Annotated in this window: 19 protein-coding genes and 1 pseudogene; 9 read left to right on the top strand and 11 right to left on the bottom strand. The window is 67.7% G+C overall.

Annotated elements, in window-relative coordinates:
- The 5 genes from AB0J95_RS23745 to AB0J95_RS23725 all read right to left on the bottom strand — a co-directional run bounded on the left by AB0J95_RS23745 (window position 1) and on the right by AB0J95_RS23725 (window position 4,600).
- Window positions 1-831, bottom strand: coding sequence for a carbohydrate ABC transporter permease (locus AB0J95_RS23745; protein WP_364761546.1), 831 nt, complete (start codon window positions 829-831; stop codon window positions 1-3).
- Window positions 828-1,820 carry a sugar ABC transporter permease gene (locus AB0J95_RS23740; RefSeq protein ID WP_364761543.1) on the bottom strand — a complete coding sequence of 331 codons (993 nt, stop codon included), beginning with the start codon at window positions 1,818-1,820 and terminating at the stop codon, window positions 828-830. The genes AB0J95_RS23745 and AB0J95_RS23740 overlap by 4 nt, the downstream gene beginning before the upstream one ends.
- Window positions 1,817-3,115, bottom strand: a complete 1,299-nt coding sequence (locus AB0J95_RS23735; RefSeq protein WP_364761540.1) for a sugar ABC transporter substrate-binding protein — start codon at window positions 3,113-3,115, stop codon at window positions 1,817-1,819. Before AB0J95_RS23735 ends, AB0J95_RS23740 begins: the two co-directional genes overlap by 4 nt.
- A gap of 231 nt (window positions 3,116-3,346) precedes the next feature.
- Window positions 3,347-3,865 (bottom strand): hypothetical protein, encoded by a 519-nt coding sequence (locus AB0J95_RS23730; protein WP_364761537.1) that lies wholly within the window; start codon window positions 3,863-3,865, stop codon window positions 3,347-3,349.
- Window positions 3,866-4,009: 144 nt separating this feature from the next.
- Window positions 4,010-4,600, bottom strand: coding sequence for a DUF402 domain-containing protein (locus tag AB0J95_RS23725; RefSeq protein WP_364761534.1), 591 nt, complete (start codon window positions 4,598-4,600; stop codon window positions 4,010-4,012).
- A gap of 116 nt (window positions 4,601-4,716) precedes the next feature.
- On the opposite strand from AB0J95_RS23725, the gene AB0J95_RS23720 reads away from it, so the two are divergent.
- The 3 genes and pseudogenes from AB0J95_RS23720 to AB0J95_RS23710 all read left to right on the top strand — a co-directional run.
- Window positions 4,717-5,865 (top strand): DUF5685 family protein, encoded by a 1,149-nt coding sequence (locus tag AB0J95_RS23720; RefSeq protein ID WP_364761531.1) that lies wholly within the window; start codon window positions 4,717-4,719, stop codon window positions 5,863-5,865.
- A gap of 66 nt (window positions 5,866-5,931) precedes the next feature.
- Complete coding sequence (locus AB0J95_RS23715; protein ID WP_364761528.1) at window positions 5,932-6,297, top strand: hypothetical protein; 366 nt, start codon at window positions 5,932-5,934, stop codon at window positions 6,295-6,297.
- Between the two features lie 5 nt (window positions 6,298-6,302).
- Window positions 6,303-6,929, top strand: a pseudogene (locus tag AB0J95_RS23710) (caspase family protein); the annotation flags it as partial.
- Window positions 6,930-7,311: 382 nt separating this feature from the next.
- Here AB0J95_RS23710 and AB0J95_RS23705 read toward each other — a convergent pair.
- Window positions 7,312-7,620, bottom strand: coding sequence for a hypothetical protein (locus tag AB0J95_RS23705; RefSeq protein WP_364762168.1), 309 nt, complete (start codon window positions 7,618-7,620; stop codon window positions 7,312-7,314).
- A gap of 197 nt (window positions 7,621-7,817) precedes the next feature.
- On the opposite strand from AB0J95_RS23705, the gene AB0J95_RS23700 reads away from it, so the two are divergent.
- Complete coding sequence (locus tag AB0J95_RS23700; protein WP_364762165.1) at window positions 7,818-8,402, top strand: hypothetical protein; 585 nt, start codon at window positions 7,818-7,820, stop codon at window positions 8,400-8,402.
- A gap of 178 nt (window positions 8,403-8,580) precedes the next feature.
- Window positions 8,581-9,936, top strand: a complete 1,356-nt coding sequence (locus AB0J95_RS23695) for a S8 family peptidase (protein WP_364761526.1) — start codon at window positions 8,581-8,583, stop codon at window positions 9,934-9,936.
- Between the two features lie 40 nt (window positions 9,937-9,976).
- Here the strand turns inward: AB0J95_RS23695 and AB0J95_RS23690 are convergent, their stop codons facing one another.
- Together AB0J95_RS23690 and uvrB are read right to left on the bottom strand one after the other, a co-directional pair.
- The gene (locus tag AB0J95_RS23690) at window positions 9,977-10,459 is read right to left on the bottom strand and encodes a DinB family protein (protein WP_364761523.1); all 483 of its coding nucleotides are present in this window, start codon (window positions 10,457-10,459) and stop codon (window positions 9,977-9,979) included.
- A 1,367-nt stretch (window positions 10,460-11,826) separates the two neighbouring features.
- Window positions 11,827-13,983, bottom strand: a complete 2,157-nt coding sequence (uvrB, locus tag AB0J95_RS23685) for an excinuclease ABC subunit UvrB (protein WP_364761520.1) — start codon at window positions 13,981-13,983, stop codon at window positions 11,827-11,829.
- A gap of 402 nt (window positions 13,984-14,385) precedes the next feature.
- Here uvrB and AB0J95_RS23680 point away from each other — a divergent pair, with 402 nt between their 5' ends.
- The gene (locus AB0J95_RS23680) at window positions 14,386-14,601 is read left to right on the top strand and encodes a hypothetical protein (protein ID WP_364761517.1); all 216 of its coding nucleotides are present in this window, start codon (window positions 14,386-14,388) and stop codon (window positions 14,599-14,601) included.
- On the opposite strand, the gene AB0J95_RS23675 is transcribed toward AB0J95_RS23680, so the two are convergent.
- Window positions 14,588-15,790, bottom strand: coding sequence for an MFS transporter (locus AB0J95_RS23675; protein WP_364761514.1), 1,203 nt, complete (start codon window positions 15,788-15,790; stop codon window positions 14,588-14,590). The two genes, AB0J95_RS23680 and AB0J95_RS23675, sit on opposite strands and share 14 nt — an antisense overlap.
- Window positions 15,791-15,844: 54 nt before the next feature.
- Between AB0J95_RS23675 and AB0J95_RS23670 the strand changes: the two genes are divergently transcribed.
- Complete coding sequence (locus tag AB0J95_RS23670; RefSeq protein WP_364761512.1) at window positions 15,845-16,192, top strand: MmcQ/YjbR family DNA-binding protein; 348 nt, start codon at window positions 15,845-15,847, stop codon at window positions 16,190-16,192.
- 84 nt (window positions 16,193-16,276) lie between these two features.
- Entirely contained in the window at window positions 16,277-18,835 is a 2,559-nt protein-coding gene (locus tag AB0J95_RS23665) for a glycoside hydrolase family 97 catalytic domain-containing protein (protein ID WP_364761509.1), read from the top strand.
- On the opposite strand, the gene AB0J95_RS23660 is transcribed toward AB0J95_RS23665, so the two are convergent.
- The gene (locus AB0J95_RS23660) at window positions 18,832-19,167 is read right to left on the bottom strand and encodes a cupin domain-containing protein (protein ID WP_364762145.1); all 336 of its coding nucleotides are present in this window, start codon (window positions 19,165-19,167) and stop codon (window positions 18,832-18,834) included. The genes AB0J95_RS23665 and AB0J95_RS23660 overlap by 4 nt on opposite strands.
- Before the next feature lie 70 nt (window positions 19,168-19,237).
- On the opposite strand from AB0J95_RS23660, the gene AB0J95_RS23655 reads away from it, so the two are divergent.
- Window positions 19,238-20,173, top strand: coding sequence for a helix-turn-helix domain-containing protein (locus AB0J95_RS23655; RefSeq protein WP_364761506.1), 936 nt, complete (start codon window positions 19,238-19,240; stop codon window positions 20,171-20,173).
- Here AB0J95_RS23655 and AB0J95_RS23650 read toward each other — a convergent pair.
- Window positions 20,166-21,536 carry an AMP-binding protein gene (locus AB0J95_RS23650; RefSeq protein WP_364761503.1) on the bottom strand — a complete coding sequence of 457 codons (1,371 nt, stop codon included), beginning with the start codon at window positions 21,534-21,536 and terminating at the stop codon, window positions 20,166-20,168. The two genes, AB0J95_RS23655 and AB0J95_RS23650, sit on opposite strands and share 8 nt — an antisense overlap.
- Window positions 21,537-21,538 lie beyond the last annotated feature (2 nt).

The following is a 21,538-nucleotide window of genomic DNA, read 5'->3' as shown; positions in this document are numbered from 1 at the left end:
CTATCCCTTCACCGCGCCGGCGGTCAGGCCGGACACCAGTTTGCGTTGCACGATCAGGAAGAACACCAGAGCGGGCACGGCGTAGATGACCGACGCGGCCATGATGCCGCCCCAGTCGATGGAGAACGCCGTGCGGAACGTCGACAGCCACACCGGCAGCGTCTGCTTCGACTGGTCGCGCATGAACACCAGGGCGTAGAGGAACTCGTTCCACGCCGTGATGAAGCTGAACACCGAGGTGGCCACCAGGCCAGGACCCAGCAACGGCAGCGTGACCCGGCGGAACGCGCTCCACCGGCCGCAGCCGTCGATCATCGCGGACTCCTCCAGCTCGATCGGGATCCCGTTGACGAACCCGTAGAGCATCCACGTCGTGAACGGCAACGTCGTCGCCGTGTACACCAACAGCAAGGAGGGCAACGCGTTGAGCAGCCCGGCGTCCCGCATCAGCAGGTACATCGGGATGAACATGGCCTGCACCGGCGCCATCTGCGCGACCAGCACCAGCAGCATGAACCCCTTGCGGCCCTGGAACCGCATGCGCGCCAGGGGAACCGCGGCCAGCAGGCCGGCCACCAGCGCGCACGCCACCGAGCCGAGCGTGACGATCAGGCTGTTGGTCAGGTAGGTGGTGAACCCGGGCTTGGTGAACGCCGACACGAAGTTGTCCAGCGTCCCGGAGGTCGGGATCAGGTCGTACTTCGGCGAGAGCACCTCACCGGGCGTCTTGAACGACGTGGTGATCAGCCAGTAGGTGGGGAACCCGAACAGGACCGCCACCACCACGCCGACCGAGCCGAGCCCGATCCGTTGCGCGAGCGACTTCCTCATCGCAGCTCAGCCTCCTTCGAGCGGACCAGCAGCTGCAGGTACCGGGCCGTGAGCACGACGAGGAACAGCAGCATCAGCATGGCGATCGCGGCCGCCGGGCCGAAGTGGCTGCCCGCGATGCCCTTGAGGTACAGCAGGACCGGCAGGGTCGTGCTCTCGCCGTCCGGGCCACCCTGCTTGACCGCCCACACCTGCGCGAACACCTGGAAGTCCCACAGCACCGACAGGAACGTCACCATCGTGGCGATCGGCTTGAGCGCGGGCCAGCTGACCGCGCGGAACGTCTGGAACCCGCTCGCGCCGTCGATCCCGGCCGCCTCGTACTGCTCCCTCGGCACCCCGATCAGCCCGGCGTACAGCGAGAACGCGATGAACGGCACCGCCTGCCAGACGATGATCAGGCCGATCACCGTCAGCGTGGAGGTCCCGCTGCCGAACCAGGAGTAGCCGATGAAGTCGTGGAAGCCCAGCTTGTCCAGGGTCTTGTTGAGGATGCCGTACTGCTGGTCGAAGATCCACTGGAACACCGTGGTGGCGGCGATGATCGGCACCGCCCACGCCAGCACCAGGGCCACCTGGATGGCGATCCGGACCACCGGGTTCACGTGCTTCATCAGCACCGCCACGAGCAGCCCGATCAGCATCGTCGCGGCCACCACCGCCGCGCAGAAGATCAGCGTGCGCAGCGTGATCGTCCAGAACTCGGAGTCGGCCAGCACGTCCGAGTAGTTCTGCAGGCCGACCCACACCATGTCGCCGGTCACCAGCTCGCGCAGATCCAGTTTGCGCAGGCTGATGAACAGCAGCTGGACGGTCGGCCAGCCGAGCAGGCCGAGCACACCGATCAACGCGGGCGCTAGCAACACATACGGCAACACGCGGTCGCCGATGTGACCGCGGCGTCGCCGTCGCTGGGGTGCGGCGACACGCGGCGATGCCGGCGGGGTGGCCCCCGCCGGCATCGCCGTGACGCCTTGCGTCGTGGTCATCCGAGCAGCTTGTTCAGCGCCGCGTTGGCGTCCGCGGTCGCCTGGTCCACGGTCTTCTTCCCGGTGAGGTACGCGGTGAGCATGTCCTTCAACGGGTTCTGACCCGCCTCGACGTCACCCCACTTGGGGCTGGACGGAACGGCGCGGCCGTTCTGCGACGCCTTGGCCATCACGCTGGCGTACGGGTCGGAGTCCAGCGCGCTGATGTCGGTGGAGGTGCCGGGCACGAAGCCGCCCTTGGCGATCTCGCCCTGGTACTTGGCCGACGACAGCAGCTTGAGGTACTCCTTGGCCAGGTCCTGCTTCTTGGAGTTGACCGGGATGGCCAGGTTCGAGCCACCCAGGAACACCGGCGCGCTCTTGCCCGCGGTCTTGCCGGGAATCGCGAAGGCGCCGGTCTTGTCCTTCAGCGAGGGGTCGGTCTTGGCGGCCGTGGCCACCTCACCGGGGGTGCCGATGAACATCGCGACCTTGCCCGCGCCGTAGATGCCGGCCTGCGCCGGGTTCGACTCGTCATTGTCCTTGGGCGCCTTGGTGCCCGACTGGTCGACGAGCTTCTTGTAGAACTCCAGGCCCGCCTTGGCCTGCGGGGTGTCCAGGGTGCCGGTGAACTTGGCACCGTCGCCCTTGGCGATGTCACCGCCCTGGTCCCAGATGAACGACAGCAGCGTGTACCAGTACTGACCCGGCAGGTACAGCGCCTGGAAGTCCGGGTCGCTGCCGAACTTGGCCTTCAGCTTGTCGATCGCGGCGAGCCACTCGTCGTTCGAGGTGGGCGGCGCGGTGATGCCGGCCTGCTCGAACATGTCCTTGCGGTACAGCACCTCGCGGTTGGCGGCGTAGAACGGCACACCGTACTGCTTGCCGTCGAACGTGCCGGAGTCCTTGAGGCCCTTGAGCCACTGCGAGCCGTTCATGTCGTTCACCGAGCTGGTCAGGTCGGCGAGCACGCCCTGAGCGGCGAACTGCGGCGTCTGGGTGTTACCGATCTCGAAAACGTCCGGCGGGTTCTGGCTGCCCAGCGCGGTGGTGAGCTTCTGCTGGATGCCGTTCCACTGCTGGACCTCGTACTTGACCTTGGTTCCGGGGTGCTTGTCCTCGAACTCCTTGTTCAGTGCCGTGGTGAGCGAGTCCGGCGCGGAGCCGGTCATCAGCCAGACGGTGATGTCCCCACCTTGAGCCGCGGGCGCGTTGCTGCTCGCCTGCGTGTTCCCTGAGCCGCTGGAGCCGGCGCAGCCCGCGGTCGCGAGGGTGATGGCGGCGACACCCGCCGCCAGCTTGATCCAGCGCTTCACTCGTGCCGTCCTTTCGAGCCCGACCCCCGCCGGGCAAGCCACAAAATGGTGTAGACCAATGCAGAGCAGCGTGGTCCGGACCACACGAACTGTCAAGCCGGTGGCCAAGTCGTGATGAAACAGCACGCCGCTCTGGGTGACAGCACCTGTCCGGTCCGTAATCACGCCAGACAAACACAAAACCCCCGGTGAGTGATCTTCCACTCCCGGGGGTCAGTGTGAAAACTCTTCTCAGTACGGCGGCCACACCTCGAAGATGTGCTGACCGGTCAGCCAGGCGCCCAGATCGTGCCGGTAGTAGGACAGCTCCTCGAGCGTCTTGTGCACGGTGCGCAACGCGAGGTCGGCGTCGCCGGTGCGCAGGATCCGGCCGGCCACCGCGGCGGCGAACTCCTCCGAGCGCACGATCCGCGCGGCCGCCCCGGCCGAGGACGACAGGCCGAGCAGCAGGTCCGTGGTGCGCCACATCGCTCCCTCGCGGCTCACCCGCGCGGCGGTGAGCACGCTCGGCCCCACGCGTGCGTGCCGCGACCGGGGGCGCTGGTGGGTCATCCGCAGGTTCAGCTCCGGCAGCAGCCAGGTGACCTCGGAGTCGTGGAAGGGGTCCTCCGGAGTGGGGCATTCCACCCGCAGACCCCAGCGCTCCTCCTGGCAGATCCGGAGGCGCCGAGTCGTGCCGGACGAGTAGCTGCGCACCGAGGAGATCGTGTCGACGATGTCCACCAGTTGCGGCGTGATGGCCGTTCCCACGCGGCCCGAGGGTAGTCGGATCGGTGCGGTCCGTGATCACCCGGGTTGATTCGTTACATCACGGGTTGTGCGCGGATGGGTATCGATCCGTGACATTGGCTCAAGTTGCCCCGAACGGCGGTTGACATGATCAACAGAGCCTCGCTAGTGCTCACCCCATGTCAGGTGAGCTGCGTGTTCGGCGAGCCAGGCCTCGATGTCGTAGCCGTGCTGGGTGATGCCCTGGACCGTACGGTAGACGCGTTCCAGCGCCCGCTGGGCCGTCTGCGGCGGGATCAGACCCCCGTCCAGGGCAGCGAGTAGCTCGTCCGTGTCGAGCACGGTGAGTCGCCGCCCGGTGTGCACGAGGATGTCGAGATACACGTCGACGACGCGCCACAGCGGTCCGCTCGCGCCGGTCCGCTCGCCGAAGTGCCGGTCGATGTCCACCAGGTCGACGTAGAAGTCCTCGTCGCGGTCCGACCCGGGGTGGCGGTGCCACTTCGAGACCCGCAGGCCCATTCCGGGCAGCAGCCAGGATTCGACATAGCGCAGCTCGGGATGCCCGGGCATCGGGCGGGCCATGTACAGGCCGAAATCCTCGAGGCGGTATTCGTCGACCACGCGCCGGAATCCCTTGGGATCGGTGTTCGACATCGCGGCCACGTCGAACAGCTCGACTTTCGGCGGGTGGATGTGCGGCGCGGACGGCAGGCTCGCCCGGGGCTCGGTCGCTGGCGCGGCTTCGAAGTTCACCTGGTCATGGTGTCCCTTCGGGACTGGGAAGATCGCCCTCCGCAGAGGGGGTTTCTGCGTCCGATCGGGTGATAACAGGCTATGCTCCCGCCACTCGCGACCGAGGGGGAATTCACATGTTCGGCATTATCCGGCCATGCCGTCACAGACTTTCCGCGCGCCTGCACAGTTCGTGGGTCGCCCACTTGTGTGGCCTCTGCCTGGCATTACGGGACGATCACGGCCAGCTCGCGCGGACGGTCACCAATTACGACGGACTGGTCATCTCGGCATTGACCGAGGCCCAGTCGGTGGCCGTGGGCGGCCGGCGCACCGCCGGACCATGCCCCCTTCGAGCGATGCGGACGGCCTCCGTAGCGCAGGGTGACGGCGCCCGGCTGGCCGCGGCGGTGTCCCTGGTGCTCGCCTCGGCCAAGATCAACGACCACGTCGCCGACCGCGACGGGGTGTTCGGGCGCCGGGGCGTCTCGGGGATGGCGCGTCTCGTCGCCGGCCGCTGGGCGCGTCAGGGTGCCTCGACGGGGTCGTCGATCGGGTTCGACACCGCGGTGCTGCTGGACGCGGTGGCCGCCCAGCCCTCGGTCGAGGCGTCCCTGGGACCGGGTGGTTCGGTTCTTTCCGCCACCGCGCCCACCGAAGAGGCCACCGCGGCGGCGTTCGCGCACACCGCCGTGCTGAGCGGCCTGCCGTCGAACGCGGCCCCGCTGGCGGAGGCCGGGCGGATGTTCGGCCGGATCGCGCACCTCGTCGACGCCGTCGAGGACCTGGCGGACGACCGCGCTTCGGGGGCGTGGAACCCGTTGCTGGCGACCGGGACTTCCCTTGCGGAGGCGCGGCGGCTGTGTGACGACGCCGTGCTGGGTGTGCGGCTTGCGTTGAAGGAAGCGACTTTCACCGACGGCAAGCTCGTGCATGTGTTGCTGGCGCACGAACTCGAGCACGCGGTGCAGCGGGCTTTCGGTGACGTGCATGGTCACCAGACGCCGCCGTCTCCTCCTTCGCCGGAGGATGAGAAGAAGGCGCGCAAGGCGCACGAAAAGCGGGGGAAGGCGATCGACCGGAGCTGGGGGGCGAGCTGCGCGGTCGCGCTTGGCATGTTCTGCACGTGCCAGTACTGCTGTGCGGATCCTTTCTACGACCCGTGGACCGGTGAGCCGAAGCAGGGCTGGTGCCACCAGTGCGACTGCGGGGACTGTTGCGACTGCGATTGCTGTAACTGCTGTAACTGCTGTGACGGGTGCGATTGCTGCGATTGTTCGTGCTGAAATCGATGCGCGAATAGGGCGTCACGTCGTCGTGTGACCGGCCGATATCCGGTTATGCGGGTGATTATGACGTTGACGCCGGATTCGGAATGGGACGACGACGAGGTCAGTGAGCGGCTCATGCGGGGGCTGCGGTCGGATCTCGTGTCGCTGGATGTCGATTCGGTGGGGCCGGTTGTCGCCGGTCCCGCACCGGCCGGGTCGAAAGGCGCGGACCCGGTCACATTGGGCGCGATCGTGGTGGCGATGAGCGCTTCCGGGGGGGTTTTCACCACGGTTGTCGGCGCTGTTCGTGATTGGCTGGACCGCCATGGCGGGCGGCATAAGATCACCTTGTCGATCGACGGGGACACGATCGAGCTGGAACGGGCGACCGCCGCGCAACAACAGGACTTGGTCGACGCCTACGTGCGCCGCCATTCGGCCGGGTAATCGCCATGGGTCGCCGGCTGGCGTTGTTGATCGCCACTTACCAGTTCCAGGATCCGGGGTTGCGTCAGCTGACCGCGCCGGCGCACGACACCGAGGCGCTGGCGGCGGTGCTGCGTGATCCGGACGTCGCCGGGTTCGAAGTGACGACGTTGATCAACGAGCCGCACCACGTGGTGGGCGAGGTGGTCGGTGATTTCTTCCGCGACCGCCGCCGGGACGACCTGACCTTGTTGTATTTCAGCGGGCACGGCCTGAAGGACGAGGACGGCAGGCTTTATCTGGCGATGGCGAACACCCGCCGGGACAGCCTGTTGTTCACGTCGTTGTCGGCCGAGCACGTCGACTACGCGATGTCGGGGTGCATGTCGCGGCAGAAGGTGTTGATCCTGGATTGCTGCTACAGCGGCGCATTCCCGGCCGGTCACCTGGCCAAAGCCGATGACGCGGTGCACGCGCTGGAACGGTTCCAAGGAAAAGGCCGCACGGTCCTGACGGCCTCGGACGCCACCCAGTATTCGTTCGAGGGCGACAGAGTCCACGGCGAGGCACCCCAGTCGGTCTTCACTCACCATCTCGTCGCGGGCCTTCGCGACGGCAGCGCGGACCTCGACGGCGACGGGGACATCACCATTGACGAGCTGTACGCGTATGTCCACGACCACGTTGTGGCGGAGATGCCCCACCAACGCCCGAAGAAGCAGGACAACGTGGAAGGCCGGACGATAATCGCCCACAACATCAACTGGACCCTCCCGCCCTACCTCGATCACGCGATGAACAGCCCTCTCGCCGACGACCGCCTGGGCGCCCTGACCGGCCTGACCCACCTCCACAAAATCGGAAACCCCACAGTCCAAGCCAAAATCCGCCACCACATAACAACCCTCACCACCGACGACAGCCGAAAAGTAAGCACCGCAGCCCAAACCCTCCTAACCACCCTCACCACCCCACCGACCCCAACTCCTCCACCCACCCCACCCATCCCAGCTCCTTCATCGACCCCAACACCACTCACTCCCTCCCCAACCCCCACCTCGCCTCCGTCCACGTCCCCATCCACTCCGGAATCCGCTCCGTCGTCGGCTCACGCCGCACCGTCCCCAGCCGACATCTCGCCTTCTCCAGCATCCGCACCGAGTCCGGAATCCACTCCCTCCCCGAGCCGCACCTCACCTTCCCCAGCCGACACCTCAGCCTCCCCAACACCCCCACCGCCAAAGACGTCCACATCCACCACTTCCCCGCAAACCTCCAGCCCACCATCGCCCGCCCTCCCCGCCAGTCCAGCCGCGCCTCCGCCCGCCGCTGCTCAACCCCCACCCGCCGTCGCTATCCCGGACTCGATCGTTGAGCCGGAGACGACATCGCCTTCGCCCTCCGCCGCCCAACCGCTGGCCGAGTTGCAGGTTGGGTCGGCCTCGCCGTCGACTACGGCTGGTCCTCCCTCACAGCCGCCACACTCGGTAGCGAGCCCGGGTCAGGTCGCCGAGCCGTCGGCGGAATCCGAGCAGCCGCTGGTGTCAAAGCCGGATGTCGCGGTCGATCAGCCGCTGCTGGATGAGGAAGTCGCCTTCGCGCCTGATGAATCGCCGCCAACCGACCGTTCGGTGGCTCAGTCGCAGTCGGCTCTGGAGCAGGCGCCGGCGTCACCGTCCAGACAGGACGGTGCCGCCAGGAAGCGGAGGGTGGCGCTTGTGTGGGGTGGGGTTGGGGTTGTGGTGGCTGGGGTGGTTGCAGTTGTTTTGGTTTTGGTTGGGCAGCAGTCGGGTGGTGGAGGGGCGACGCCGAGGGCGGAAGGTGCTCCTGCAACTGTTGTGGCTCAGGAGTTTGTTGATGCGATTACGAACAAGAATCCGTCTGGGGTGCTCGCTGTGTTGTGCGTGGCTGATCGGGAGTCGGTTGAGCGCAACGGGTTTCCAGTCGCGGATGTCAACGCGGTGTTGAACTCGGTGGAGGTCGACAGCGGTGGCGCCACCGCCACATTGAACGTCACTTTCGAACAATCCAGCTCCGGTGACCATACGCAGGCCACATTCCCCATGGTCAAGGAGTCGGGGGAGTGGCGGATCTGCCAGATCGGCACCGCGCCTCCTTCGTCGTGAGCCGTTCGGTCCATTGTGGATAGGCCAGGGGTGTGTCCAGAGAGGACGGTTGGTCTCGGTCCGGTTACGGTCCTCGATGGGGTGATGGCGATGGCTGTGTGTGAACGTAGTGTCACTCGATACGGCGATTCGAACTACCACGTTCGGGTTTGGTCGGACAGGGAAAGGACACCGTCGCATGAGGACACGCCACAGGGCGGCATTGGCCACCGTCAGCCTGGCTTTCGCTGGTCTCGCCGTCATCGCGCCGGACGCCGCGGCCAGCGGGGCCACCGGTGGATACGACCAGTTCATCGTCACCTTCAGTAACACCACCGCCTCGAAGTCTGCCGCGTTACCGGACGTGACGCCCGTGCGTGAACTGGGATCCGGTGGCGTGGTGGTCCGGCCGGCGCACGGCCTCGACCTGCCTGGCGCGCGCCGGCTGATGACCAAGCTGGCCAAGCACGCCGGAGTCGCCAGCGTGGAGCCGGACCTGATCATGACGGCGCAGTCCGAGCCCAACGACCCGCTCTACAAGGACCAATGGGACTACTACGAGCCCACCGGCGGCATGAACCTCCCCGGCGCGTGGGACCGCGCGGACGGCACCGGGGTGACCGTCGCGGTGATCGACACCGGCATCGTCAAACACGCTGACCTGAACGCGAACGTCCTGCCCGGCTACGACTTCATCAGCGACGCCACGGCTGCGCGCGACGGCAACGGCCGCGACGCCGACCCCACCGACCAAGGCGACTGGTACGCCGCTGGCGAGTGCGGCGAGACCACGCCGTCGAACTCCAGCTGGCACGGCACCCACGTGGCCGGCACCATCGCCGCGCTCAGCAACAACGGTGTGGGCGTCGCCGGTATCGCGCCGAAGGCCAAGATCCTGCCGGTCCGGGTGCTCGGCAAATGCGGCGGCCGCACGTCCGACATTGTCGACGCGATCACCTGGGCCTCGGGTGGCAAGGTCGCGCGCGTTCCGGCGAACCCGACGCCCGCCAAGGTCATCAACATGAGCCTCGGTGGCAGCGGCCGATGCGCGGCGGCGTACCAGAAGGCGATCAACAGCGCGGTGTCCCGCGGCACCACCGTGGTGGTCGCGGCCGGCAACTCCAACGCGGACGTCGCCAACTTCAGCCCGGCCAGCTGCAACAACACCATCAGCGTCGCGGCCAGTGACCGGGAAGGCAACCGCGCCTTCTACTCCAACTTCGGCACCCTGATCGACTTCACCGCGCCGGGCGGCGAGGTCCGCAACGAGACGGACGCGCCCGGCACGCGCACCAAGCCGCAGGACGGCATCCTGTCGACGTTGAATGCGGGCACGACCGTCGCCGGAGCCGAGACCTACCAGACATACATGGGCACCAGCATGGCCGCGCCGCACGTCGCCGGTCTCGCCGCGTTGATGCTCAGCCGTAAGGCACTGTCACCCGCTCAGGTCGAGTCGGCGATCAAGGCCCACGTCCGGCCACTGCCCGGAACCTGCTCGGGTGGTTGCGGTGCGGGTCTGGTCGACGCGGCCGCCACGGTCGGCGCGCTCTAGTTGATCCCGGGAGTTCTGGTTTCGTACCGGGACTCCCGGCTCAGCGCGGGCCGAGACCCGTTGTGCCATCAAGGAGTTCGCGCGCGGCGTCGAGGTGACCGGCGTGGCGGGCGGTCTCCTCGATCATGTGGAGAACGATCCGGCGGAGGTCGGTGAAGTCCGGGCCGAGGTCATGGTCAGGGCTGCGGACCGGAGTGGTGAGCGAGTGCGCGGCGAAGATGTCGTTGGAACGCGCGCATTGCGAACGATAGAAGGCGAACACCTCGTCGCGTGACCGCGCTGTGTTGAGCGGTGTGTGGTCGTCGTCGGCCCAGGGCACGGGATCGGCGGACCCGAGAAGCACCTCCTGGAACCAGTGCCGTTCGGCATACCCCAGATGCTCGACCAACCCCAACGGAGTCCAGCCCGACGGCAGAACCTTGGTGGTCAACGCGGCGTCATCGAGACCCACCAAGATCGCGAACACAACATCGCGCTGCGCCTGAAGGAAATGCAGCAGCGCACCCCTCTCCCCGTCCTCCACACCAGCCCCTTCCTCACACTTCGCCGACACCCGCACGTTATCGCGCACCCCCGACACATGCGGGAGAACGGGGAACGCATGCGGGGCGAAAGTGAGACATGGGGCGGAGGAACAGGGGACACACCGGGGACGAACGGGGGACACGGCCCGGAGGAACGGGGGACACGGCCCGGAGGAACGAGGGACACGGCCCGGAGGAATGGGGGACACGCGGCGGGGGCGACGTGCGACACGTTGGGGATGGATGGGGGACACGCTCCGGGTGGATAGGGATGAGGCAGGGATGGATGTCAGACGTGCCTCAGGCCCCATGGGGACGAGACGGGGTGGGTGTGAGACGCGCTTCGGGGTGGTTGAGGGATGAGCGCGGGAGGAATGCAGACATGCCCGGGGTGGATCGGGCGAGGCAGGGTGAGTGGGTGTGAGACGTGCCTTGGGGTGGTTGGGGACGCGCCTGGAAGGAAGGTAGAGGTGCCCGGGGGTGGATGGGGATGCGGTGTTGCCGGGGCGTTCGCGGAGGGATGGCTTCGCGGCGGAGTAGTGGGCAGGTCGGGCTGATGGTGGCCAGGGTTGGAACGATGACCAGGGTTGGAGAGGCGGCCACGGTTGGAGAGGCGGCCAGGGTTGGAACGATGGCCATGGTTGGAGGGGTGGCCAGGGTTGGAGGGGTGACCATGGTTGGAGAGGCGGGCAGGGTTGGAGAGGCGGCGCGTGGTCGGTTAGCGGCACCGACACCACGCCGCTGCCGACTGCGGCAGCGACTGCTGTGTGGTCTGCAGTCTGCCGCGCGGTCTGTCGACGGCGACGCCGCCACTGCTGCGTCGACTGCCGTTGCCACGCCGTCGGCCGTGCCGTCTGTCGACTGCCGCGCTGACTGCGGCGCCGTCTGTCGACTGCTGCGCCGACTGCGGCGCCGTCTGTCGACTGCCATGCCGCTGCGGGCTGTAGCGTCGTCTGCCGCGCTGCTGCCGACTGCGGCAGCGACTGCTGCGTCGTCTGTCGGCTGCTGCGCCGGTTGTGACGCCCACTGCCGACTGCTGCGCGGACTCCAACTGTTGCGTCGCTGTCGGCTGGTTTCCGACTGCTGACTGCCGGGCGGTCTGTCGTGTGCAGGGTTGTCTGCGGACTGCCGAGTGCTGGGCCGTGGGCGGGCTGGCTGGCTGTTGTCGCGCGGGTGAGTGGGGCGAGTGGGGTTGAGCGACGGGGGTAGGAGTTGTGGGTGGGTTCGGTGGAAACGGGGGACGCTGGTTGGGGTTGGGGTTGGGGTTGTGGGTGGGGGTTGGGTGGGAACGGCGGACGCTGGTTGGGATTGAGGTTGGGGTGGGGTGTGGGGCTCAGCGTCCGCCGTTCGGTGGGGTGGGGGTGGGTTATTTGATGCCGGCGGCGTCCATTCCGCGGAGTTCGCGTTTGAGGTCGTGGATTTCGTCGCGGAGGCGGGCGGCCAGTTCGAACTGGAGCTCGCGGGCGGCGTTCATCATCTGGTCGGTGAGTTGCTGGACGAGGTCGGCCAGTTCGGCGCGCGGCATCTTGGAGACGTCGCGGTCGGCCAGCACGCCCGAGCTGCGGCCACTCGACTCGCCGGTCGGCTTCTTGCCGCGCGAGACGTTGCGGCCGGAGCCGCCGACCGGGACCTGCTCGGTGTCCTCGGCCTCGGAGTACACCCGGTCGAGGATGTCCGCGATCTTCTTGCGCAGCGGCTGCGGGTCGAGGCCGCGTTCCTCGTTGTACGCGATCTGCTTGGCACGACGGCGGTTCGTCTCATCGATCGCGTGCTGCATGGCCGCGGTGACCTTGTCCGCGTACATGTGCACCTGACCGGACACGTTACGCGCGGCACGGCCGATGGTCTGGATCAGACTGGTGCCGGACCGCAGGAAGCCCTCCTTGTCGGCGTCCAAAATGGACACCAGGGAGACCTCCGGCAGGTCGAGACCCTCACGCAGCAGGTTGATACCGACCAGCACGTCGTACTCACCGGTCCGCAGCTGCCGCAACAGCTCCACCCGGCGCAGAGTGTCCACTTCAGAGTGCAGGTAGCGCACCCGGATGCCCAGCTCCAGCAGGTAGTCGGTGAGGTCCTCGGCCATCTTCTTGGTCAGCGTGGTGACCAGGACCCGCTCGTCGCGCTCCGCGCGCTCGCGGATCTCACCCACCAGGTCGTCGATCTGGCCCTTGGTCGGCTTGACGATCACCTCGGGGTCGACCAGGCCGGTCGGCCGGATCACCTGCTCGACGAACTCACCGCCGGACTGGCCCAGCTCGTACGGCCCGGGCGTGGCCGACAGGTACAGCGTCTGGCCGATCCGGTCCTGGAACTCCTCCCAGGTCAGCGGCCGGTTGTCCAGGGCGCTGGGCAGCCGGAACCCGTGCTCCACCAGGTTGCGCTTGCGCGACGCGTCGCCCTCGTACATGCCACCGACCTGCGGCACGGTGCCGTGCGACTCGTCGATGACCATCAGGAAGTCCTCGGGGAAGTAGTCGATCAGCGTCGCGGGCGCGCTGCCCGCCTCCCGCCCGTCGATGTGCCGCGAGTAGTTCTCGATGCCCGAGCAGAACCCGACCTGCCGCATCATCTCGATGTCGTACGTGGTGCGCATGCGCAGCCGCTGTGCTTCGAGCAGCTTCCCCTGCCGCTCGAACTCGGCCAGCCGCTCCTCGAGCTCCTGCTCGATGCCGCGGATCGCGCGCTCCATCCGCTCCGGCCCGGCGACGTAGTGCGTGGCCGGGAAGATCCGCAGCGTGTCGACCTCGCGGACGATGTCGCCGGTCAACGGGTGCAGGTAGTAGAGCTTGTCCACCTCGTCGCCGAACAGCTCGACCCGGACCGCGAGCTCCTCGTAGGCGGGGATGATCTCCACCGTGTCGCCGCGCACCCGGAACGTGCCGCGCGCGAACGCCAGGTCGTTGCGCGTGTACTGCACGTCCACCAGGGCCCGCAGCAGCACCTCGCGGTCGATCTCCTGCCCGACCCGCACCTCGATCGACCGGTCGAGGTACGACTGCGGCGTACCGAGGCCGTAGATGCAGGACACCGACGCCACCACGACGACATCCCGGCGGGACAACAGGTTCATCGTCGCGGAGTGCCGCAGCCGCTCGACGTCGTCGTTGACCGACGAGTCCTTCTCGATGTACGTGTCGGTCTGCGGGATGTACGCCTCGGGCTGGTAGTAGTCGTAGTAGCTGACGAAGTACTCGACCGCGTTGTGCGGGAAGAACTCCCGCAGCTCGTTGGCCAGCTGCGCGGCCAGCGTCTTGTTCGGCGCGAGGACCAGCGTCGGCCGCTGGACCTTCTCGATCAGCCACGCCGTCGTCGCCGACTTGCCGGTCCCCGTCGCGCCCAGCAGCACGACGTCCTTCTCCCCGGCCTTGATCCGGCGCTCCAGCTCCGCGATGGCCGCGGGCTGGTCGCCGGCAGGCTGGTACTCGCTGACGACCTTGAACTTGCCGTCGGCGCGCGGGATCTCGCTCACCGGCCGAAACTCGGAGTGGGCGATCACTGGATGCTCTGTCGCGAATGCCACGACAAAGACTGTACGACGACCCACCGACAGTTTTGGTTCGCGGGACGTTTCCCCAGGTCAGTACGCTTCAGTCATGGCTTGCGAGCGGTGCGGGGGAACGGTGGCGCCGGATGGCAGGCGGGCACCCGCAACCGGCCTTCCGGTCACGCCTGGAGGTCGTGATGGACGGTGGTGCGGCGGTCAGCGACCGGGGCATGCGGCGCGGGGTGAACGCCGACGCGATGGCCCTGGCCAGCACCGGACCGTGGACGATCGCCGTGGTCTGTGACGGGGCGTCGATGTCACCGCGGGCCGGAACGAGCTGTTCGGGTGGCGACCGACACCGCCACAGCGAGCCCTCGTCAACCGGCTACCGGCCGGACTCCCCGAAGACGCCCTGCACGCCCCGTCGACGCAGGCCCCATGACTGCTCAGATCCGCAGCTACCGACCCCACGAACCTGGGCACCTCCTGTTGTGCACCGATGGACTGTGGCGCTACCTACCAACCGCGTCGTCCCTGCGGGCCATGCTCACGGGCGACCCTGCGAAGGACGCGACCGAGTTGGTCCAGCACGCCCTCGACAAAGGCGGCCACGACAACATCACCGTGGTGGTCATCTCCGTCACCGCGCGGTGAGGGTGCGGACGGAGCGGCTGGTGAGGGCGGCCAGGGTGGCGAGGGCGATGAGGGTGGCGGCGCCGATGAGGGTGGGGGTGGTGCCGAGGTGCTGGGAGAGGGGGCCGATGGCCATCTCGCCGATGGGGATGGCGAGGATCGAGCCGATGGCGTCGTAGGAGTACACGCGCGCGAGCTTGTCCTGGGGGATGTTCTGCTGCATGGAGGTGTCCCAGGCGATGCCGAACTGCTCGCTGATCAGGCCGGTCAGGAACATGGCGGCGATCAGGACGCCGAGCTGGGGTGTCAGCGCGAGGGCGAGCAGCGGGAGGGTCTCGAACAGGACGCTGGTGACGCCGACGAACAGCGGCCTGCGTGGGTGCCAGCGAGCGGCGATCAGGGCGCCGATGAAGGCCCCGATGGTCTGCGCGCCGATGACCAGGCCCCAGGCGGGGCGGCCGATGGTGGCGTCGGCGACGGTCGGGCCCAGGACTTGTGTCCCGCCGACGATGGCGGCGTTGACCACCATGAACTGCAACACCACGACCCACACCCAGGTGCGTGACCGGAACTCGGCCCAGCCCTCGCGCAACTCCCGCAACGGGTGAGTGCGGCTCACGGAACCACCCGAAGAGGGCACCCGCAGGTAACCCAACGCGGCCAGAGCGAAGGCGACAGCACCCAGAGCGACCGCCCACCCGGGACCGGCGACCCCGGCGACCAACCCGCTGATGGAAGCGCCGACGGTCATGGCCGTCGTGCCGCCCATGCGCATGATCGCGTTGGCGGGACGCAACAACGAAGCCGGAACGGTGGAAGGCAGGATCGACAAGGAAGCCGGAATCGAAGCCGCGGCAACCGCTCCGTTCAGAGTGCTCAACACGATCAGCAACGGCACCGAGGCAAACCCGGCCAGTACCGAAAGGGCGATAAGCCCCTGCGTAACGGCGGCAGCGACGGCAGACCCCTGCAGCACAACACCGCGCGGCAGACGATCGGCGAGCACCCCACCGAAAAGCAGCAGCACAACCGTGGCAATGGACCGCGCCCCGACGACGATCCCGAGGTCGACCACGGACCCGGTCAGGTCCAGAACGGCGAAGGCCAAGGCCACCGGCGCGACGGCGTGCGCCAGGAAAGCGGCGATCCGCGCGGCGAGCAGCCAGCGGAAGGCGGTGTGCCGCAGCGGGGACCACAGCGAGGACGGCACGTGCCGAGTCCATCATCCGCTCCGATGATCCTCAACCGGATTACCCTGCACACCATGACCGTGGACGAGCTCGTCGCGTACTGCCTGGCCAAGCCCGGCGCCGAGGAGACCTACCCGTGGGGCGACGCCGAGCTGGTGGCCAAGGTGGGCGGCAAGGCGTTCGCGTTCATCGGGCTGGTCGAGGGCTCGGTGGGGCTCAAGTGCGGCGCCGGCGAGGACGACACCCGGGAGTGGCGCGACCGCTACCCGGAGGACATCTCGGTCAGCCACTACATCGGCCGCTACGGCTGGAACAAGGTGCGGCTCGCCGGCAAGGTGCCCGACGAGGAGATCACCGAGCTGGTCGACACCTCGTACCACGCGATCGTGGCGAAGCTGCCGAAGTCCAAACGTCCGGTGTGAAGCGAAAACCTGTCTCGTTGTCCGCTTGTGGGCACGCTCCGTGACTGCTTTGCTCGGGTCACCCCGACGACAACGGAGCTGCCAATGCGGAAAATCCTTGTCCTCGCCGGGGCCGCCGCCATGGTCCTCGGTCCAGCGCCGCCCGCTCAGGCCGCTGGAGACGTCACAGCAACGGTTTCCACCTCGAACGGCACGGCTTCCCTGTCCGTGCAACGGCAAGGCAGACCCATCCTGACCGGTTCGATCGGCATCCGCACCGCCGCAGCGGATCTGACCACCGGGCTCAGCGAAGTGCAACGCACCACCAGAACGGTCCAGGAAAGCTACCGGATGACCACCGGCAAGCGCCTGCAGCGGTCCGTGCAGCACACCGAGACCAGGATCTCGTTCGTGGGCAACGGAAACGCCCACTTCGACCTGGTGCTGAGAACCGCGCCGGACGGCGTCGCCTATCGGTACGAGTTACCCGCGCCGGTGGACGTGCTCAGCGAAGCATCGGCGTTCGCCCTGCCCGGCAACGACAACGCCTGGCTGCTGCCCTACAACCCGCAGTACGAGAACAAAAGGATCCGCACGACGGCCGCCGGTGCGGCCGTCGCCGAGTTCGGCAACCCGTCGCTGTTCCAGTCCGGCCAGGACTTCACGCTGATCACCGAGTCCAATGTGGATGGCAGGTACGCCGGAAGCTTGCTCAGGCACACCGGGAACGGTCTGTACCAGGTTCAGCTCAAGGACACGAAGGTGACAGGAGCGCAGCGGACACCCTGGCGCACGATGATCGTAGGTGACCTGGCGACGGTGACCGAGTCCACCTTGGTCGACGACCTCGCGGATCCGGCCAGGTTCACCGACACCTCGTGGATCCGGCCGGGCAAGGTCGCGTGGTCCTGGCTGTCGGAACACAGCAGCCCCAGCGACTTCAACCGGCAGAAGGACTATGTCGACTTCGCCGCCCGCAACGGCTGGCCATACGTGCTGGTCGATGAGGGCTGGAACCCGTCATGGGTGCCCGAGCTGGCCCGGTACTCACGCGCGAAAGGCGTGGACATCCTGCTGTGGTTCCACTGGACACGCCTCGACACGGCCGCCGAACGGCAGAACCTGTTGCCGCTGGTCAAGAGCTGGGGTGTGCGGGGGATCAAGGTCGACTTCATGGAGTCGGACTCCCAGGCCCGGTACCAGTTCTACGACGCCCTGCTCGCCGATGCCGCGCGGCTCAAGCTGATGGTGAACTTCCACGGCTCGACCATCCCGCACGGCCTGGCAAGGACATGGCCGAACATCATGTCGATGGAGGCCGTGCACGGCGCCGAACAGCTGCCGCAACCCGATGGCGACGCGATTCAGCCTTTTACCCGCAACGTGGTCGGCTCGATGGACTACACGCCGGTGTCCCTTGAGGTCGGCCCGAAAGCGACTACCATCGCGCACGAAATCGCGCTACCAGTGGTTTTCGAGTCGGGCTGGACGCACTTCGCCGACAGACCCGAGGCCTACCAGCACTTTCCCGAGGCGCTGAGTTTTCTTGACCAGCTGCCAACAGTGTGGGACCAGACCGCGCTGGTCGCCGGATCCCCCGGTGAGACTGCGGTTTTCGCCAGGAGAAATGGGGAACGATGGTTCCTTGGCGGGATCGTGACCGGCCCGGCACGTACCCTCACGACGTCGCTGGGCTTCCTCGGCGCGGGCAGCTGGATGGTGGAGACGGCCCGCGACGGGGACGGGCGCACTGATGTCGTGCGGGCGACGTCAGTGCGCTCCGCCACGGACTCGCTTTCGCTGCCGGTGCGGGCCAACGGCGGCTTCACCGCGATCATCTGCCCAGCCACTCCCGGCCGGACCACCTGCCACCAGCCCATTCCGCAGGTTCCCCAGACATCGCTGACGATCACGCCGTCGACTGAGGTGACGGCCTTGCCGGGCCGGAGTTTCGAGGTCACCGGCGCGTTCACGAACACCTCGGTGCGCCCGGTGATGGATGTCGAGCTGAAGCCGGAAATGCCCGCGGGCTGGACTTTCGCGGGCTCGCCGGTCACCACGCGGGTTCTCCGGCAGAACGAGGTCCTTAGTGGACGATGGACGGTCACCGTTCCCGGGAACGCCCGCCCTGGCAGCTTCGAAGTCCCGGTAGCCGCTGAATATCTGGTACCGGACTTCCCCAGAGTCCATGTGGCCGAGGCGGTTCTGGGCCGGGTGCCGGTCACCGGCCGCCAGTATGTCAGCGACCTGACCTTCGCGAGCGAGCTGAACGGCTGGGGTCCGGTCGAACGGGACTCCTCGAACGGTGAGTCCGAGGCGGGCGACGGGCGGCCGATCAGCATCGGTGGCCGGACGTTCGCGAAAGGCCTGGGCACGCATGCGGAGTCCAACGTGGAGATCGCGCTCGGCGGGACTTGCCGGACGTTCGGCGCCTCGGTCGGCGTCGACGACGAGACCACCTCACCAGGTTCGGTCGTCTTCCAGATCGTCGGCGACGGCCGGGTGCTCGCCCAGTCGGACGTCTTGCGCACCGGCGGTATACCCGTTGTGTACAACGTGGATATCGCTGGTGTGCAAACGCTTTCGCTGCGGGTCGGCGATGGCGGCGACGGCAAGAACTTCGATCACGCCGACTGGGGTGATGCCCAAGTGACCTGCGACTAGCCCTCTGGATAGAACACGAACAGGGTGCAGCCGGTGGCGGATGCCGGCACGTGCCATGACCCGGCCGGGGCGTGCAGGAACGTCCCGGCCGGGTAGTCGCGTGCGCCGTCGTTGAACACCCCGGCGACCACGTAGACCTCCTCCGGCCCGGGCGAGTGGACGTCCCGGCGCGGCCATGACGTGCCCGCGTCCATCTCCAGCACGTTCGCCTGCGCGCCGCCCGGTCCGGTCCATAGTGGACGCAGCCGGATCCCGGGGAAGAGCTCGCGGACCGGGGAATCGGTGACGGACACGGAGGTGTAGCCGTCCTGGTCGAGGATCTCGGGGTGCATGCCTCCACCGTGCCGCGCACGCGTGAACCGGAACAGTGTCAGCAAAGACGTCATGGGGTACTTTTCTGCCATGCATCGGGTGGTGGCGCTGGTCCGGCCGGTGCAGTCGACCTTCGAGCTCGGCTGCGCCGCCGAGGTCTTCGGCACCGCGCGGGCCGGTGTGCCGCAGCACTACGAGTTCGAGGTCTGCACGGAAGCACCAGGTCCGGTGCCGACAACCGCCGGCTACGCGATGTTCGTGCGGCGAGGGCTGCAGGCGCTGAGGCGGGCGGACACGGTGATCATCCCGGGCTGGGCGCCGGTCGAGGCGCCGCTGTCCACCCGCGTGCGAAGCGCCCTCCTGCAAGCACATAGCCGCGGCGCGCGACTGGTCACGATCTGCTCCGGGGTGTTCGCGTTGGCCCGCACAGGGCTGCTGGATGGCCGTTCGGCCACCACGCACTGGGCCCGCGCCGAGCAGCTGCAACGGGAGTTTCCGCTGGTCAAGGTCGAGCCGGACGTGCTCTACGTGGACCACGGCGATGTCGCCACGAGCGCCGGGGCGGGCGCGGGGATCGACCTGTGCCTGCACCTCGTCCGGCAGGATCACGGCGCCGCGTACGCCGCCCTTCTCGCGCGGCACATGGTCATGCCGCCGCACCGCGACGGCGGCCAGGTCCAGTACGCGCCTCCGCCAGCACCCATCGAAGCCCTGGACGGCCTGCTCGCGTGGGCCGGCGAACGCCTGGGCACGGCGTTGTCAGTCGACGACATGGCCGCCCACCTCAACGTTTCGCCGCGCACGTTGGCTCGGCGGTTCGCGGACCAACTCGGTACCAGTCCGGGCGCCTGGCTGTTGTCCCGGAGGGTGACCGAGGCGCGAACCCTGTTGGAGGAGACGGACTTGCCGGTGGACGCGATCGCGAACCGCGTCGGGCTCAGCTCGGCGGTCAACCTCCGGAGACGCTTCCGTGCTCTGGTGGGCACAACGCCCGGCGCCTACCGGCGGGCCTTCCGAGTCACGTGAGATCCGACGTGTAGCGCTGCGGTTTGGCATCCCTGGCAAGGTTTTCCAGGGTGACCTTCAGCGGGAGGTTGCCCATCAACGAGGTCAGGGCCGTGGCGATCGTGTCCGGATCGGGTGCACCGGTTTCGTGCACCGACAACGACAACGCCCCATCCGAACCCTGATGCAGCTGCCACGCGACGAGACCCAGTGGCGACAGGATGTGCGTGACCTCGATCGAGTTCACGGTGACGCCATCGGCTCCGCGGAACACCACGGGCGCGCGTCCGTCGAGGCCCACGAGAACCGGGCCATAGCGCCAGTCCAGGGCCGCGTGGTCACCGGTCCGGTACCGCAGCAACGGAAGCATGGGGTTCTCGCCGCAGGTCACCGTGATCTCTCCGGCCACACCGGGCTCGCACCGACGCCCGGCCTCGTCGAGGATCTCCACGTACAGCCGTCGCGGCACGATCCGGTGCACGTCGTGGTCCCGCCACGCGATCAACCCGCTCTCGGTGATCCCGTACAGATCGACCACGGGGCAACGGAACCGTTCCGCCAGCCGCCGCCGGACCGTGTCGGACAACGTCATCGCGCCGCTGAGCACGGCCTTCGGCTGGTGCTTCAGCGGAAGTTCGGCCAGCGCCGACAGCGAGATCGGGTTGCCGGTGTAGACCTCGGGTGCCAGGTCGTCCAGAAAGCTCACCCGGTCCTCAGGACGCGTCCAGCCGTCCGGATGCAGGTTGATCTTCACCAGTCCAGCACCGTCCAAGTAGGACATCACGGACGCGAACTGGTACGCGACCGGTTGCGAGTACACGTTGACGAGCGAGACCTGCGAAGGTCCGCCGCTGAAAACGACCCCGAACCCCGCTAGCACATGCTCGATCACCGGCAGGTCGAGGGCGCTGAACTCGGCGCTCATCGGCACCCGCGCGGCCGCGCCCCGCGACCCGGACGTGTTGTAGATGATCAGGTCCGACAGGTCGGCGTCGTCGGGAACGTGTTGGTCGGCCTGGGACAGCAGGTCATGGCGGCCGATCGTGGGCACCTCGGTGAGCCGTGCCGGACGTGAACGCCGCCGGTACCGCGGTACGGTCGAGTAGACGCGCTCGATCAGCTCGTCCACCCACGGCGGCTCCTGAGTCGACGTCCAGCCGTGGTAGCCGTCCTGCAGGGTGTCCTTATAGGACTTCAGCCGGCCGAGCGACGCGGCGGTGAGCCGGTCGCCGCAGGCGTGGTTGTAGTGCGGCGCATGGGGATGGTTGCGCAGACGGTCCAGCATCACCCGGCCGCCGTCGGTCAGCAGGGGCCACCGTTCGGCGTCGGTGAGGCCGGTCGCGGCCATCGGCACGTAGTCAGGAACGGGATAGTCATCGCGCATGA

The organism is Actinocrispum sp. NPDC049592 (assembly GCF_040675465.1).
GTDB lineage: Bacteria > Actinomycetota > Actinomycetes > Mycobacteriales > Pseudonocardiaceae > Kibdelosporangium.
The sequence above is the reverse complement of the archived record's forward strand: the minus strand, read 5'-3'. Positions and strand labels throughout refer to the sequence as shown.

What these genes read in the sequence shown, in the direction of transcription:
- AB0J95_RS23680 (WP_364761517.1), top strand. Translation starts at nt 14,386, where the DNA reads ATGACTGCTCAGATCCGCAGCTACCGACCCCACGAACCTGGGCACCTC.
- AB0J95_RS23665 (WP_364761509.1), top strand. Translation starts at nt 16,277, where the DNA reads ATGCGGAAAATCCTTGTCCTCGCCGGGGCCGCCGCCATGGTCCTCGGT.
- AB0J95_RS23670 (WP_364761512.1), top strand. Translation starts at nt 15,845, where the DNA reads ATGACCGTGGACGAGCTCGTCGCGTACTGCCTGGCCAAGCCCGGCGCC.
- AB0J95_RS23655 (WP_364761506.1), top strand. Translation starts at nt 19,238, where the DNA reads ATGCATCGGGTGGTGGCGCTGGTCCGGCCGGTGCAGTCGACCTTCGAG.
- AB0J95_RS23740 (WP_364761543.1), bottom strand. Translation starts at nt 1,820, where the DNA reads ATGACCACGACGCAAGGCGTCACGGCGATGCCGGCGGGGGCCACCCCG.
- AB0J95_RS23650 (WP_364761503.1), bottom strand. Translation starts at nt 21,536, where the DNA reads ATGCGCGATGACTATCCCGTTCCTGACTACGTGCCGATGGCCGCGACC.
- AB0J95_RS23660 (WP_364762145.1), bottom strand. Translation starts at nt 19,167, where the DNA reads ATGCACCCCGAGATCCTCGACCAGGACGGCTACACCTCCGTGTCCGTC.
- AB0J95_RS23720 (WP_364761531.1), top strand. Translation starts at nt 4,717, where the DNA reads ATGTTCGGCATTATCCGGCCATGCCGTCACAGACTTTCCGCGCGCCTG.
- AB0J95_RS23695 (WP_364761526.1), top strand. Translation starts at nt 8,581, where the DNA reads ATGAGGACACGCCACAGGGCGGCATTGGCCACCGTCAGCCTGGCTTTC.
- AB0J95_RS23715 (WP_364761528.1), top strand. Translation starts at nt 5,932, where the DNA reads ATGACGTTGACGCCGGATTCGGAATGGGACGACGACGAGGTCAGTGAG.
- AB0J95_RS23745 (WP_364761546.1), bottom strand. Translation starts at nt 831, where the DNA reads ATGAGGAAGTCGCTCGCGCAACGGATCGGGCTCGGCTCGGTCGGCGTG.